This window comes from Sphingobacterium sp. UBA2480 (genome assembly GCF_002341965.1).
GTDB classification, from domain to species: Bacteria; Bacteroidota; Bacteroidia; order Sphingobacteriales; family Sphingobacteriaceae; genus Sphingobacterium; species Sphingobacterium multivorum.
Genome location: NZ_DDPA01000007.1, coordinates 166,042 through 180,308, shown reverse-complemented (window position 1 = coordinate 180,308; position 14,267 = coordinate 166,042). Strand labels below are relative to the sequence as shown.

Sequence of the window (14,267 nt, the reverse complement as noted above, 5' to 3'; positions counted from 1 at the left end):
ATCGTATCATTTTACCTTCAATTTATATCATATTTGACGATCTGCCGTCTAATCGAGATAATTATTATCTTTGAGAACCTGTCCGATCGTTATGCGCAAAATAATCTAGTAAACATCGGCATTCAATTTTACCAATAACACGATGAGAAGTATTTACGTTTATTTCTTAATGACCATATCTTGTCTATTTTCAACGAGCGCACCGCTTTATGCACAAGAAACAGATTCGGTCAATAAAAAAGAATTGGATTTAAGTTCCCTACTGAACGGAATTAGACAACAGCAAATTAATGATTCTCTTGAACGGGTAAAGCTTCAGCATGAAATTGCCGATCTTAAAAGTCAAAATAGCCCCAAAAAAGAAAATTTAAAACAGCAGCTGAATGAGTTTGACGAAGAAAATAACCTTCGGAAGCAGCAGCTGAAAGTTAAAGTAGACTCCATCAAAAAAAACACAAAAAGATATGCGGTCGCGCCATTTCAGGATACGCTATTCTATATCTATAATAAACTTGGATCATCATTAGCCAAAGACCGCGCCTACAATGTGGTCAGCAGAATCCATAATCTATATGAAGACGATTTTGTGAAAGTAGATTCCTTTAAAATCGAAAACAGCGAAATAAGTGCCGACATCGTTTATAAAGATCTCGTCATAACTTCCGTCACAGAACTCGATGCCCTTCTTGAAGGAAAAAGCAAAGAAGAGATTGCGGCAAACTACCTAAAAAGAATTCAGGATTCAATCAAAACGGAACGTGCTGATAACAGCATTACAAAACTTCTTACGCGTATTGGGCTTGTATTTCTCATTCTAGTCGTTTTTTCGATATTGATTCTATTGATAAACAAATTGAAAAAATATGGTACGCGACGTATATTGACAGAAAGAACACAGCGGATCAAAGACATTAAGATCAAAAATTACGTCCTTGTCACCTCTGTACAAAAAACACGGATGTTTATTAATGCCATAAATATCTTACGTTGGGGCTTGATCGTACTCATTGCCTTTATCATGCTGCCGATTGTCTTCAGTGTTTTTCCATTTACACAGAGCTGGGCATCCAATCTCATTGGACTTTTTACAAAGCCCCTGAAGACTGCAGTTTTGGCCATTTGGGATTATATTCCCAATCTGATTACTGTATTTGTCATACTCGTTGTCATGCGGTATGCCGTTCGATTCATAAAGTATATTTTTAGCGAAATTGACAAAGGCAAATTAGAGGTCAATGGTTTTCATCGCGATTTTGCCATGCCAACCTTTACTATTGTTCGCTTTCTGCTCCAAGCCTTCACGCTGGTGCTCATATTCCCTTACTTACCCGGCGCAAATTCAGATATCTTTAAAGGAATATCCGTATTTATTGGTGTCCTGTTCTCTTTAGGGTCATCTTCTGCGATTTCCAATATCATAGCGGGGCTTGTGATCACCTATATGCGTCCTTTCCGTATCGGAGACCGGATCACTATCGCCGACAAAACGGGCGTTGTTATCGAAAAATCCCCCCTGGTAACCAGGCTCCGAACGATAAAAAATGAAGAAATTACCATTCCCAATTCCTCGGTACTTTCGGGAAATACCGTCAATTATTCGACATTCTCTGAGGAGGGAATCTGCTTTCAGGTGGAATTGACAGTTGGCTATGAAGAGCCTTGGCAACGTATCCACGAATTGCTGCTGAACATCCCGCCACGAATAAAAAGAGTCAACCTTAATCCTGCCCCATTCGTCTTGCAAAAAAAATTAGACGACTTTTATGTTTTATATGAACTGAATGTCTACATCGCTAGATCCGCGGAAATTGAACTGGCAAAATCTGAAATTTTTCAGTTGATCCTCGATGATTTTTTAGCGGCAGGAATTGAAATGAATGGTCCACACCTATTTGCCAAGGTTGATCATGTCCAGCAATATAATCCAAAAGCACCCAACAATTCGCACGAAAACGAACTTTAAAGCTTGTTTCCATGCGTTGTATTTTATAGATCAATTGCTGCGTTCAGACCGGACTGAACGCAGTAATTGATCAACAGCGGGAAGCAGGTTAACTAAAGATTCAAAACATAGATCAGCTCTTCTGCTTTGACCCCATCAGGCCAAACGACATCCCTTGAATGTGTATACTCAAAGTTAAACGATTGATTTGCAGCTCGCGAGGCTTCGTTACCAACCCGATGAGATACCGTAATCCGAAGGCAGCCTTGTTCACGTGCCCATGTTATACGCGCTTCATAAAACAAGCGGGATAAACCCCGGCCTCTATGGCCTTCCTGAATGAAAGACGCGATCAAAATCGCATTTGATTCATCCGCCCGATCCAACACGACACCGGTCAGCCCAATCAATAAATCTTGGTTATACAAACCGAATATCGCACACTTGGGATTGCCCAGTAAGGCCATCCACTCGGCATCACTATAAGCCGCTTCCTTTTGATAATTGCTACCGAACACCTCAGGAGCAGAAGATAAGGCCTCCAGTCTTATCTTTTTGTATTGCTGCCATTCTCCTATTTCTAAACGTCTTAGCTCATATTTCTCCATTTTTGGCGTCTTTTTTTGCTTATCTTTTAACGTAAATATACTTAAGCAAGCGCAATAAATGAACACTGGACCAGCTACATTATTCAATTTGGACTAGCTCATTTGCACCCATTGGCCGTAATTTTGAATTAAATCAAGAAATAGCTATTTGCATGTATGTACCCAAACATTTCCAGTTCGAAGATTACGCAGAAAAGGTTGAATTTATGCAACAATATAGTTTTGCCACCATCGTATCGGTTAAAGAGGGGATTCCAATAGCAACCCAGCTCCCCTTCCACATCCGTACAGATAAAGATCAGCTGCTTTTAACATCACACTTCGCTCGCGCAAACGAACAAGCCAATTATATCGAAAATACACCGTCATTAGTCATTTTCTCCGAACCACATGCTTATATCTCGCCACAGCACTACGACAAGGAGGAAAGTGTACCAACCTGGGACTACATTGCGGTTCATGCCTATGGTCTTGCATCTATCCTTACGGAGGAAAAAGCAATAAACAAGGCTTTAGAGCAAATGATCCTCAGTTACGACGAAGCTTATCTAACACAATGGAACAATCTCTCCGATCGCTTCAAAAGTGGCATGATGCGAGGTATCATCACCTTCGAACTTGTCGTTACGGATTTACAGGGCCAAAAAAAATTAAGTCAAAATAAAAGTGAAACAGAAAGACAGCGTATCCGCGATTTTCTGAAAAATAGCGACAATGAGCTCGAAAGAAATATTGCCGCAGCAATGAAAAATGGATCAATAAGTAATGAAAAAAATGAACAAAAATAACACCGAAATAGCCATCACTAAAGTAAAACTAACAGATATTGACCTGCTGCAGCAGATTGGAAAAGAAACATTTATCCAGACCTTTTCAGACACAAACACCGAAGAGAACATGAAGACTTATCTAACGGAAGGTTTTTCAAGAGAAAAATTATTGGCCGAGCTCTGCCATGATGAGTCTGAATTTTACTTCGCCGTTTTAGAAAATAATGTTATCGGTTACTTAAAAATAAATACCGGACAAGCGCAGACCGAAAACCAAAGCCCACAGGCATTGGAAATTGAACGCATCTATGTTCTACAGGAATTTCACGGTAGAAAAGTGGGGCAGCTATTGTTCGAGAAAGCACTAGCCTTAGCTCAAAAAAAAGCAGTTTCATTTATCTGGCTTGGTGTTTGGGAAAAAAATTCCCGCGCGATCAATTTCTATCGGAAAAATGGCTTTGTGGCATTCGACAAGCATATATTTCAACTGGGTGACGATAAGCAAATCGATATTATGATGAAAAAAACAATACAACCGTAACATGGATGAGTTTATTACAGAGAATATACGCATTATACAACAGCGTATCGACAAAGCGTGCAAAGCAAATCAGCGCGACCCACGCGAAGTAAAATTATTGCTAGCGACTAAAACCGTACCTGCCGAACGTATCGAAATCGCACTGCAAACTGGTCAAACCTTAATTGCCGAAAATAAAGTACAGGAATTAAAAGACAAATTTGAGTATTTAAATACTATTCCGCATGTTAATCATTTTATTGGCCACCTGCAAACCAATAAAATCAAGGATCTGCTTAAATACAACGTATCCTGCATCCATTCAATAGATCGTATAGATCTTGCCGAAAAATTGCATCAACGACTTTTAAAAGAAGATAAAACCATGGAGGTGCTCATTCAGGTGAATACTTCCTTTGAAGAGAGCAAGTACGGCGCTGCTCCAGAGGAAGTGATCGATCTGGTACAGCAAATAGCAACATTAAACACACTAAAGATTAAAGGACTGATGACGATAGGTCTATTGAGTGCCGAGGCCGAACAGGTGCGAGCCTGTTTCAAATTGCTTAGACATATTCAACAACAAATTATAGCCCTAGCTATTCCTGATGTATCGATGAAAGAACTGTCGATGGGCATGAGCGGGGATTTAGAAATAGCGATAGCGGAAGGCGCGACGATTGTCAGGGTAGGAACGGCAATTTTTGGACAGCGTCCTACTCCAGATAGTTATTATTGGAACGAAAACCGATAACATAAAAACCAATGCGGATACATTTTATACAACACGAAGTTTTTGAAGCACCCGGAGCCTATTTAGCCTGGGCAGAAAAACAACAGCATGAGGTCACCTTTTCCCAGGTCTACCGACAGGACCTTCTGCCAGACGAAATTGATTCCGTCGATGTATTGATCATTATGGGCGGACCTCAAAGCCCAGATTCATCCCCTTCCGAATACCCTTATTTTGACGCTAAGGCCGAAATCGCCTTTATCCGCCGATCTATTGATGCAGGCAAGGCAGTTGTTGGTATATGCCTGGGCGCACAACTGATTGGCGAAGCGCTATTGGCAAAGTATGAACATAGTCCACAAAAAGAAATTGGGGTTTTCCCCATCACGCTTACAGCGGCAGGAATAAACGACTCCAAAATAGCACATTTTGGCAGCCCGTTATCGGTTGGACATTGGCACAACGATATGCCTGGACTTACCCCTGAAAGTGAAATCTTAGCAAGTAGCGCCGGCTGCCCTAGGCAAATTGTGCGTTATACAAATCTCGTTTACGGATTTCAATGCCATATGGAACTCACGACTGAAGTCGTCCGGCTATTGATAGCTTCAGAAGAAGATCTCCTTCTCCAAAGCCAATTGCACCAATTTGTGCAATTACCCGACGTAATTCAGGCTTATGATTACAACGAAATGAACAATAAACTTCATACATTTTTAGATTTACTTGAATGTGCATACAGGAGAAGTCTGGTCAATAAATGAGCATAACTGTTTAAATGAGGCCATAAAAATTCGTAGAGGTAATTCATTAGTTGGATAAAAAATCGTAGATTTGATATTAACACAAAGAACTATTGATGGACCTAAGACGCAGTAAACTTCAAAAAATGGGCTATGTCGCCCTTCTGGCATTTCTCCTGTACAGCTGTGTTTCCCAAAAAGAAAACAAAAAACTGACCTGGTATCAACATCAGATTATCGAGCAGCTTGTTCCGGAAACTGATTCCAGTTACAGAGTGCAAATTGGTATCATGGCTGCTACCTTCTGGCTAGATAATCAAGATGGTCAGCTGACCAAAAAATTGAATCTCCTGCAACAGAGCTACACGCAACGAAATAAAGTCGACGTCGCTGTTCAGCAAGGTACCAACAAAATCATTCGCGTCACCAAATCAGAATAGAGCACGCTCTATCTAGGCAACACAAATGATTTTGGCACCACCAATACTTCAATTATAGTTACTTCAATTATAGTTCATATCCTAGGCCCACACAAATCATCTTCTCAATAAGGTCCGGACAGACCACATGGTAAATTAAGCAATCTTATTCATTGCTATAATTTGAGGCGTTTCCTGTAATTTTTCACCAGCCACTTTTCCAAATGCCACAATATAAGGTTGTTGATTATGCGCATCCAAGCCCGCTTGATCTTCCCAAATTTCATAAAATATAAATTGATTTTCATCACTGTTTACCTGGTGCAGATCATACTGTATACACGCTGCTTCTTTCCTACTTGCCTCGACCATTTCTAACAATAATGCCAATACTTCTCCCCGATGTGCAGGAACTACTTTTAAAATTGCGGTTAAATATACCTTCATGTTATTGATTTTATTTTGGTAATTTACTCTTTTCATCGCAATAACGCCATGGATAAAGCGATTTATCGATCAATAAATTTTTAGTTCAACGTAGTTTCCAAATGGAAGACCTCTTCCAAATATTGTTTATATTCCTTTTCGTAATTGTCGACACGTTCTTGAGATGCCCCCTTTTCCATATCATGAAAATGGAAACTTCCCAGGTGTTCCAATCCTGCAAACTGATTCATCTTATGAAAACCGAATAAAACACCGGCATCAACTGAATGCTGATCAAAAAACTCATTTTCCATTGTAAATGCTGTCTCAGGGGCATTCCAGCTCGAAGTCACCATGTATTTTTTACCTTGCATCAAACCTCCGGTGCCGTAATTAATTGCCGGATTCTTACGCGATCGACCATCATTTTTATAGATACCGTTGTTGTGACCGGCCGTAAAGACTTCATCGATATAAAGTTTCAGACGATTCGGAACCTGGAACCACCATACAGGAAAATGGTAAACGATAATGTCTGCCCATTTAAAATTTTCAACTTCAACCATTGGATCAAAATCATCATTGATATTGGTAACCCTTGTTTCAAATCCATTTTCAGCCAATGTTTCAACGGTCCAATTTGTTATCGTAGTATTAAAAGAACCTCCCGAGTGTGCGAATTTCTGTCCGCCATTGATAATAAATATTTTCATTTCTATAATTTTTATTATTGATAACACAAATTTCTATCATATTTTTGAATCATACAAATAATTTAAATTGTATATTTGTATCATAAAAATAATAACTATGAAATGGAACTTAGAATGGCTTCGTACATTTAAGGCAATCTATGAAACCGGAACATTATCTGCAGCTGCACAGGAATTATTTATTTCTCAGCCGGGGGTAAGCTTACATCTGAATTCCCTGGAAGCATTTACGGGGCACAAGCTTTTTGATCGCTCTGCGCGAAGAATGGTGCCGACCGAAAAGGGGAAAATCTTGTATAACTATGTTATTGATCCGCTTAAAAAACTAGAAACCGGTGAACAGCATTTTCACAAACGGGCATTGGACGAACGTATAACGATCAGTATCGGAATGTGTTTTGAGACCTTTCAGTACACCCTCGAAGAACATATTGCCCAGCTCCCCTTCAATTTAATTATCAAATTTGGAGAATATCCGCAGATGCAACAGGATCTTGATAATGGTTTATTGGATCTTATTATTACGCCTCAAAAAGGAAACCAACAGAATCTACAGTATGAAGCTTTTTCAAAAGAACGTATTGTCTTGATTGCAGGGTGTCAGACGGATACATCCACACTGGAGGCACTGCTGAGTGCCAATAAAATTAAAGAAGCAGCTCAACTCCTTAAAAAACAATTATGGTATAGCACGGCTGCCGATATGGATCATTTAAAAAACTACTGGTCAACACACTTTGGCGAACATCCAGACTTTAGCCCCAATTATATTGTTCCCAATATTAGCTCCATCATACGCTGTTTGAGCAACAATACAGGCTTTTCGATTGTTCCGGACTTCCTATGTGCTGAAGCAATTGCATCCGGGAAAATAAAACTAATCTGGGAAGGGACATCGCCTGTCGAAAATATCCTTTACTTCGGAACTAGAAAGAAAACCATGTATCAGGAAGAAATTGGGCAGTTGGAAACGCTGTTAAAAGAGAAATGGTAGTTCACCGGGCTATTTCTTGCCGATGGCCCGATTTACCTTACTGGTGGAGCATTTTACTTAAAAACTCGGGCGTAACGCCAATATATGCAGCAACTTGTTTCTGCGGAAGACAGTCGATCAATGTAGGATAACGTGTACAGAACTTTTCGTAACGTTCTTTGGCAGCTAGACGGAGATTCTCCATCGATCGACTTTGATAATAAACCAATGCATTTTCGGCAAGTATCCGAAAATAGACATTCAGTTTCGGAATCTCCTGATAGAGTCGATGCAGATCGACTTTGGAAATCATCCATACTTCAGATTCAAATACCGCATCGATGTATAAACTTCCGGGTTTTCCCGTCACCAAACTATACATATCGCCGATCCACCAACCCTCGGGAGCAAACTGTTGAATATATTGAAAGCCGTCTTCATCCACGCAATAACTTCTTAGACAACCCGAAGCGACAAAAATAGCATACCTGCTCAGATCGCCCTCCAACAGCAAATATTGTTTTTTCTTCACTTTTTTGGATTTCACAACAGCCAATAGGCGTACGATTTCATCTTCCGTTAGGTCGATCTCTTTCTGAATACTGTCTAACAATACCTGCTTGTCCATAAATTAAAGGATGATACACAACAAACATAGATAAATTGATTTTTGTATCCAAAAAAATAGACCAGCAGCGCCTTTTCTTGGACGGAAACCCGTTTAGTTCTTCTGAAAGAAATACATTGAGCTCTTTCGAAAGAAATACGTGTTGTCCTTCTCTGAAAAGGCGCATAGGATACTTATATATTTACAGATGGACGCCCTGAAGCAATGGTATGCGCTTCCTTCAAGACTTCTGAATAAGTAGGATGTGCATACGACACCCTTGACATACTATCGGCGGTGATTTCATATTCCAAGCCCAAAACACCTTGAGCAATCAGATCGGCCGCACGTGCTCCAATGATATGAACCCCCAATAATTCGCCATATTTAGGATCGGCTAACACCTTTACAAACCCTTGCGTATCCATCCCCGCGCGGGCACGGGCGTTTGCGGAAAATGGGAATTTCCCAACCGTATACGCTACACCCCTTGCGTTGAGGTCCTCTTCTGTCGCACCAACTGAAGCGACTTCAGGCCAGGTATAAACCACACTTGGAATGCGATCATAATGCACCTTTGGTTTTTGGCCGTCTATATGTTCAACAACAAAAATTGCTTCTTCTTCAGCTTTATGCGCCAGCATTGCTCCACCGATCACATCGCCAATAGCGTAAATATGGGGAACCGCCGTCTGTAGCTGCTCGTTGGTAACGATCATACCTCTGGCATCCAGTTGAACAGCTGTATTCTCCAACCCAAGCCCCGCTGTAAAGGCTTTCCGTCCGACAGCAACCAAAACATAATCCGCCCGTAACTGCTGCTCCTGACCATCGCTATCCCGAAAGAATACGCTTGCCGAACTGCCTTCATTTTCTGTTTTGTAGACAGCCTGTTTAAGCAGAATTTTAATGCCATCTTGGAGTAGTATTTTTTTCAATGCATCCCCCAATTCATGATCCATATTGGCAAGGAGGCGATCGGCATATTCTATGATAGTGACCTCACAGCCCATCCTGTTGAATATAGATGCCATCTCTACCCCAATAACACCACCACCGATGATAACTATTTTACCCGGCTTCTCAGGCAAAGATAACGCCTCCGTTGAGCTGATAATACGTTTTTTATCTATGGTTACTCCCGGAATTGTCGCCGGCTTTGAGCCGGTAGCAATGATGAATTTATTTGCACCAAGGGATAGTCGTTCCCCAGCTGATGTAGCGATCTCGACAGTAGAATTATTCACGAAAGAAGCCGTTCCGTGGATCACCGTTACCTTATTCTTTTTCATCAGGAAATTCAGCCCCTGCGTATTTTGCAAAACCACTTTATCTTTACGCTCATACAGCCGACCAAAGTCTATCGACAGCCCTGCTACCTGAATCCCATGTGCAGCAAAATGATGCTGCGCGTCATGATAGTGATGTGTACTATCCAAAATTGCCTTTGTGGGAATACAGCCGACATTGGTACAGGTACCACCCAATGTATCATATTTCTCTACAAGTGCAGTTTTATACCCCAATTGAGCACTGCGAATCGCCGCTACATAGCCGCCTGGGCCAGACCCAATGACAACCAAATCATATTGTTCCATATACGAACTATTTTTAGTTAACAGAATTATTCACGACCAAAACAGGTCTTACAAATACGCCCCGCATAGTTGACACCATCCAAAAGGCTACTATAAAAATTTCACGATATACGCCAATCATAGTACAAAATAAAATACCAAAAGGTATATTTAAAGACAATAGAAAACATGGTATTATTCACAAACAATATATTTAATTAAAATCACAACAAACTTACGAATAAAATACCAATCAGTATATTGTAAACAAAAAAAATAAATCAAAAAACATAATGTGAAAGTCAATTCTACCCAAAAGACATTGCGCTTATGTTGAGGATAAAGGGATATTCTTTAACTTGCTTACAGATTAGCACCAACAGCGTCAAACGATTATTTTCAAATGAAACAACATAACTACACAGCCACAATTGCGTGGACAGGAAATCGCGGCAGCGGAACCGATCATTATAAAAACTACGAAAGAAGCCACCGCATTCGTATTGACGGCAAAGCTGAGATTGAAGGTTCTTCGGATCCAGCGTTTCTGGGAGACCCCAGCAAGCACAATCCCGAAGAATTATTGCTTGCATCCCTATCCTCTTGCCATATGTTATGGTACCTTCATTTCTGCTCCGTCAATAAAATTATTGTAGAAGAATATGTAGACCACGCAACGGCGATCATGCTTGAAGAAGAAAGTGGAAAGGGCTATTTTAAAGAAGTTACGCTAAATCCTTCAGTCCGGGTAAAAGATTCTACGATGATTGCACAGGCCATTGAATTGCACAAAAAAGCAAGTGAATATTGTTTTATTGCCAATTCAGTCAACTTTCCGGTATTGCACAAGCCCAACGTCAGTATCAGCACATCCAGCTAAATGAATAAACTTTCTTCTTCAAATGATATGCTGTGAATTGACAAGAACGGCGATACCTGATCGAATTACTTCATAGCTTGGCGCTATTTATTGGCTAACCGCTCCTGCAATTCCCGACGAAAAGTTATACCGACAGGTAAAGACGTATTATTGATCTGCACCATGCCATGCTCATATTTGATCACCTTATTGATCGAAGCAATGTAGGATTTGTGGATACGGACAAACTTTGATGCTGGCACCTGTGTGAGAATTTGTTGGGTGGTGCTTGCTGTTAAAAAAGTTTGTCCCGGGGTAACAATTTTTACGTAATTGCCAAAGCTCTGAATAAAATCAATCTGCGATAATTTAACCTCAATAATACGACCATCCATGCGTATACTAATCGATTTGGGTTCTTCTTCCTGGGGTGACAGGACCGTATTATACGACAAAAAACGTTGAACAGCCTTAAAAAAACGGGGGAATGAAATAGGTTTTAATAAATAATCGACAACGCCATAGTCATAACTCTCCAATGCGTATTCGGAATAGGCTGTTGTCAAAATCGTTTTGGGTGGATTATCCAGCATCTTCAAAAACTCCATCCCATTAATTTCGGGCATTTCAATATCCAGGAAGATTAAATCTACTTTGTTCTCCCGAAGAAACTCCAATGCCTCAAAAGCATTATAACATTGAGCAACTAACTGTAGATCAGTACTTCTTTCAATATAATTGACCAGGACATAATGCGCGGCAGGTTCATCATCAACGACGATACAGCTTTTTTTATTCATTGTTTAAAGATTGATAACCAATGACACCTCATACTCTTCTTTCTTGGAATTTGTCGTTAGTTTATACCGATTAGGATACAAAAGCTTCAATCGAGCCACTGTATTTTCCAAACCTATTTTTGCTGAAAACACATTCCTTTTCTTGACCGGAACAGAATTTCGGACATGCAAATATAAGTTCCCTTTTTCAATCTTGATTGAAATATGTACAAAACAATCTTCAATACTGCAGGTTCCGTGTTTAAAAGCATTTTCCACAAAAGTAATCAATAACATCGGCGCTATCTGATAATTGATATCTTCCTCTTTTTGATAGTCAAATTCAATTTTTGTTCGGTATCCTAATCGTTCGCGCTCCAGTTCGATATAACTTGAGATAAAATCGATCTCATCATCCATCGCAACAAATTCCCGATCACTGCTCTCCATCTGATAACGCAGCAGCTGGGAAACTTTGATGATCAATTCGGATGTGCGTTCCGGATACTTCAAATTAATGCCATAGATGGTATTCAACGTATTGAATAGGAAATGTGGATTGAGCTGTTTTTTCAAATGCGATAACTGCGTCTGATTCGAAAGCAGTTCACGTCGCGTCTTCACCCGTTGGAAGCGATAAAATTCTATAAATTGAATACTGCCCAATATGCAGATCAAGGATCCCAATAATACACCAAACTGATAATGGAACGTTTTCTGAACCAGATTCTTGTAGAGAAAACAATTCTTGTAAATGACGTTATCCGTCAGCTCTTTTAATATCAGTGCAAAAATCAGCAGCGTTGCCACCGAAGCCAGAATATACAACAGGGGTTTATTCTTTTTAAGCAGTAATGGCAATAGAAAAAAGCGATTTAGTTGCGCATGCGCATAAAGGATCAGGAAATAGAGCACCCCCATCAAAAATCCCTTCCAACTCAGGATCAAAATCCAGTCGTTCAACGTAAAGAGGATAAACGAAAAGATCAATAGGACGACTTCCTGTATCATCTTGTTCTCCAAAACCTTTCTCATAATCCTTTTTTTTGTTAAAATTCTGTTACAAAGTAAGAGTTTTAAGTTTATAACAGCAGAAAAATAAATGACGAATTAAATTGGTCACTTTTAAACACGATAGATCATTTAAAAGGGGCCTTACAGCCTAGCTCATCGCTATCTTCGTGTCCATAAAATGATAGATAACCTATGCTGAAATTGAATTTAGTGCTGTCATTGGCTGTGTCACTTGCGACATCCTCCTCCTTCGCTCAGACGCTTACACTGCGCGACGCCGTAGAACAGGGTCTTGCAAATTATGGAAATATCAAGGCAAAGGAATATTATCTCCAGTCTTCCCTGCAGACCAATGAACAAGTCAAACGCGACTTTTGGCCCAATCTGAACATCGTAGCGCAACAGGACTTTGGAACAGTCAATGGACAAAATGGTCCACTGTATGGATTCGGCGGACTAGGGGTAGCTTCTTCAGGAGCCGCTCTTCCCGAACAAAATTGGAATGCCGCATTTGGTGCGCTTTACTTAGCCAACGTCAATTGGGACATTTACACCTTTGGACGAAAAAAAGAACGGATCGAATTGGCCAAATCTGATACCAAACGACTACAGGCCGATCTCGGCCAGGAACAGTTCCAGCATAAAGTCAAGATTGCTGCAGCTTACCTCAATTTATTGGCGAGTCAGCGCTTGGAAAAAAATCAACAGATGAACCTCGACCGTGCACTGGTATTTTTAAATATCGCTGCCACGAAAGTAAAAAACGGCATATTGCCCGGCGTAGATTCAACGCTAGCTTCTGCCGAAGTCTCACGCGCAAAGATCAGCCTCAACCAAGCCAGCGAAAATGTTAAAGAGCAAAACAACAAATTAACAGTACTGATGGGAATACCAGCAAAAAACCTGCAAATAGATACCTTGCTCGTCCAGAAAACACCAGTACAGCTAACTCCCCTTTCAGACAACTTGATTGAAAGTAATCCTATTCTGCAATTTTATAAAAGTAAAATTGAATTGGGTGAACAACAATTAAAATTATCAACCAAAGAATATTTTCCCACTGTAAGCGCCTTTGGTGTTTTTCAGACAAGAGGATCAGGTTTTAAGAGCGACTACATTACGGATCTACAAGCTTATAGCACAAATTATTGGCAAGGAGTTCGTCCCAGTAGGCAAAATTATCTCTTGGGATTGGGCATAAACTGGAATCTGACTTCTATTGCACGCATTAATAAAAAAATCAGTGCACAGCGCTTTACGAATGATGCCCTAAGAGAAGAATACCAAACCGCCGAAGCCCAATTGGCAGCACAGCTGGATGCTGCTGATGTTAAAATTCAATTGGCCCGAAAAAGTGATTTAGAAGCTCCCCGACAAGTATCGGCAGCCCAGCAAGCTTACAATCAAAAAATGACGATGTATAAAAACGGCCTAGCTACGCTTGTCGACGTTACACAGACCCTTTATACACTCAATAGAGCCGAAACCGATCGTGAGATCGTCCACATCAACCTTTGGCAGTCGCTTTTATTAAAAGCCGCAGCTGCGGGAGATTTTGATATTTTCAACAAAGAACTATAAATA

Annotated in this window: 16 protein-coding genes; 9 read left to right on the top strand and 7 right to left on the bottom strand. The window is 40.3% G+C overall.

The genetic code is table 11. The features are described 5' to 3' along the window. Positions 1-142 precede the first annotated feature (142 nt). Positions 143-1,963, top strand: coding sequence for a mechanosensitive ion channel family protein (locus tag B3600_RS14020; protein ID WP_112375832.1), 1,821 nt, complete (start codon positions 143-145; stop codon positions 1,961-1,963). 92 nt (positions 1,964-2,055) lie between these two features. Here the strand turns inward: B3600_RS14020 and B3600_RS14015 are convergent, their stop codons facing one another. After that, positions 2,056-2,550 carry a GNAT family N-acetyltransferase gene (locus B3600_RS14015; protein WP_201638847.1) on the bottom strand — a complete coding sequence of 165 codons (495 nt, stop codon included), beginning with the start codon at positions 2,548-2,550 and terminating at the stop codon, positions 2,056-2,058. 152 nt (positions 2,551-2,702) lie between these two features. Here B3600_RS14015 and B3600_RS14010 point away from each other — a divergent pair, with 152 nt between their 5' ends. The 5 genes from B3600_RS14010 (at position 2,703) to B3600_RS13990 (ending at position 5,756) form a co-directional block, all read left to right on the top strand. After that, the gene (locus B3600_RS14010; protein WP_286753343.1) at positions 2,703-3,338 is read left to right on the top strand and encodes an FMN-binding negative transcriptional regulator; all 636 of its coding nucleotides are present in this window, start codon (positions 2,703-2,705) and stop codon (positions 3,336-3,338) included. Continuing rightward, a complete protein-coding gene (locus B3600_RS14005; protein WP_286753342.1) occupies positions 3,325-3,861 on the top strand; it encodes a GNAT family N-acetyltransferase in 537 nt (178 codons plus the stop codon). Before B3600_RS14010 ends, B3600_RS14005 begins: the two co-directional genes overlap by 14 nt. Before the next feature lies 1 nt (position 3,862). Further along, positions 3,863-4,594 carry a YggS family pyridoxal phosphate-dependent enzyme gene (locus B3600_RS14000; protein WP_286753341.1) on the top strand — a complete coding sequence of 244 codons (732 nt, stop codon included), beginning with the start codon at positions 3,863-3,865 and terminating at the stop codon, positions 4,592-4,594. A gap of 11 nt (positions 4,595-4,605) precedes the next feature. Then, positions 4,606-5,337 carry a glutamine amidotransferase-related protein gene (locus tag B3600_RS13995; RefSeq protein WP_286753340.1) on the top strand — a complete coding sequence of 244 codons (732 nt, stop codon included), beginning with the start codon at positions 4,606-4,608 and terminating at the stop codon, positions 5,335-5,337. 95 nt (positions 5,338-5,432) lie between these two features. Further along, positions 5,433-5,756 carry a hypothetical protein gene (locus B3600_RS13990; protein ID WP_112375828.1) on the top strand — a complete coding sequence of 108 codons (324 nt, stop codon included), beginning with the start codon at positions 5,433-5,435 and terminating at the stop codon, positions 5,754-5,756. 135 nt (positions 5,757-5,891) lie between these two features. Here B3600_RS13990 and B3600_RS13985 read toward each other — a convergent pair whose 3' ends face one another. Both B3600_RS13985 and B3600_RS13980 read right to left on the bottom strand, forming a co-directional pair. Further along, positions 5,892-6,182, bottom strand: a complete 291-nt coding sequence (locus B3600_RS13985) for a putative quinol monooxygenase (protein ID WP_286753339.1) — start codon at positions 6,180-6,182, stop codon at positions 5,892-5,894. Positions 6,183-6,262: 80 nt separating this feature from the next. Beyond that, complete coding sequence (locus B3600_RS13980; RefSeq protein ID WP_286753337.1) at positions 6,263-6,874, bottom strand: NAD(P)H-dependent oxidoreductase; 612 nt, start codon at positions 6,872-6,874, stop codon at positions 6,263-6,265. A gap of 97 nt (positions 6,875-6,971) precedes the next feature. On the opposite strand from B3600_RS13980, the gene B3600_RS13975 reads away from it, so the two are divergent. Continuing rightward, on the top strand, positions 6,972-7,868 hold the full coding sequence (locus B3600_RS13975) for a LysR family transcriptional regulator (protein WP_046675049.1): 897 nt from the start codon (positions 6,972-6,974) through the stop codon (positions 7,866-7,868). 37 nt (positions 7,869-7,905) lie between these two features. Here B3600_RS13975 and B3600_RS13970 read toward each other — a convergent pair whose 3' ends face one another. Together B3600_RS13970 and lpdA are read right to left on the bottom strand one after the other, a co-directional pair. Continuing rightward, positions 7,906-8,475 carry a Crp/Fnr family transcriptional regulator gene (locus B3600_RS13970; protein ID WP_286753336.1) on the bottom strand — a complete coding sequence of 190 codons (570 nt, stop codon included), beginning with the start codon at positions 8,473-8,475 and terminating at the stop codon, positions 7,906-7,908. A gap of 173 nt (positions 8,476-8,648) precedes the next feature. Continuing rightward, complete coding sequence (gene lpdA, locus B3600_RS13965) at positions 8,649-10,052, bottom strand: dihydrolipoyl dehydrogenase (protein WP_286753335.1); 1,404 nt, start codon at positions 10,050-10,052, stop codon at positions 8,649-8,651. A 382-nt stretch (positions 10,053-10,434) separates the two neighbouring features. Between lpdA and B3600_RS13960 the strand changes: the two genes are divergently transcribed. Beyond that, the gene (locus tag B3600_RS13960) at positions 10,435-10,911 is read left to right on the top strand and encodes an OsmC family protein (protein WP_286753334.1); all 477 of its coding nucleotides are present in this window, start codon (positions 10,435-10,437) and stop codon (positions 10,909-10,911) included. 83 nt (positions 10,912-10,994) lie between these two features. On the opposite strand, the gene B3600_RS13955 is transcribed toward B3600_RS13960, so the two are convergent. Both B3600_RS13955 and B3600_RS13950 read right to left on the bottom strand, forming a co-directional pair. After that, the gene (locus tag B3600_RS13955) at positions 10,995-11,690 is read right to left on the bottom strand and encodes a LytR/AlgR family response regulator transcription factor (RefSeq protein WP_046675045.1); all 696 of its coding nucleotides are present in this window, start codon (positions 11,688-11,690) and stop codon (positions 10,995-10,997) included. A 3-nt stretch (positions 11,691-11,693) separates the two neighbouring features. Continuing rightward, a complete protein-coding gene (locus B3600_RS13950) occupies positions 11,694-12,704 on the bottom strand; it encodes a sensor histidine kinase (protein WP_046675044.1) in 1,011 nt (336 codons plus the stop codon). A 171-nt stretch (positions 12,705-12,875) separates the two neighbouring features. On the opposite strand from B3600_RS13950, the gene B3600_RS13945 reads away from it, so the two are divergent. Beyond that, positions 12,876-14,264: a TolC family protein gene (locus tag B3600_RS13945; protein ID WP_286753333.1), complete on the top strand. Its 1,389-nt coding sequence runs from the start codon at positions 12,876-12,878 to the stop codon at positions 14,262-14,264. Positions 14,265-14,267 lie beyond the last annotated feature (3 nt).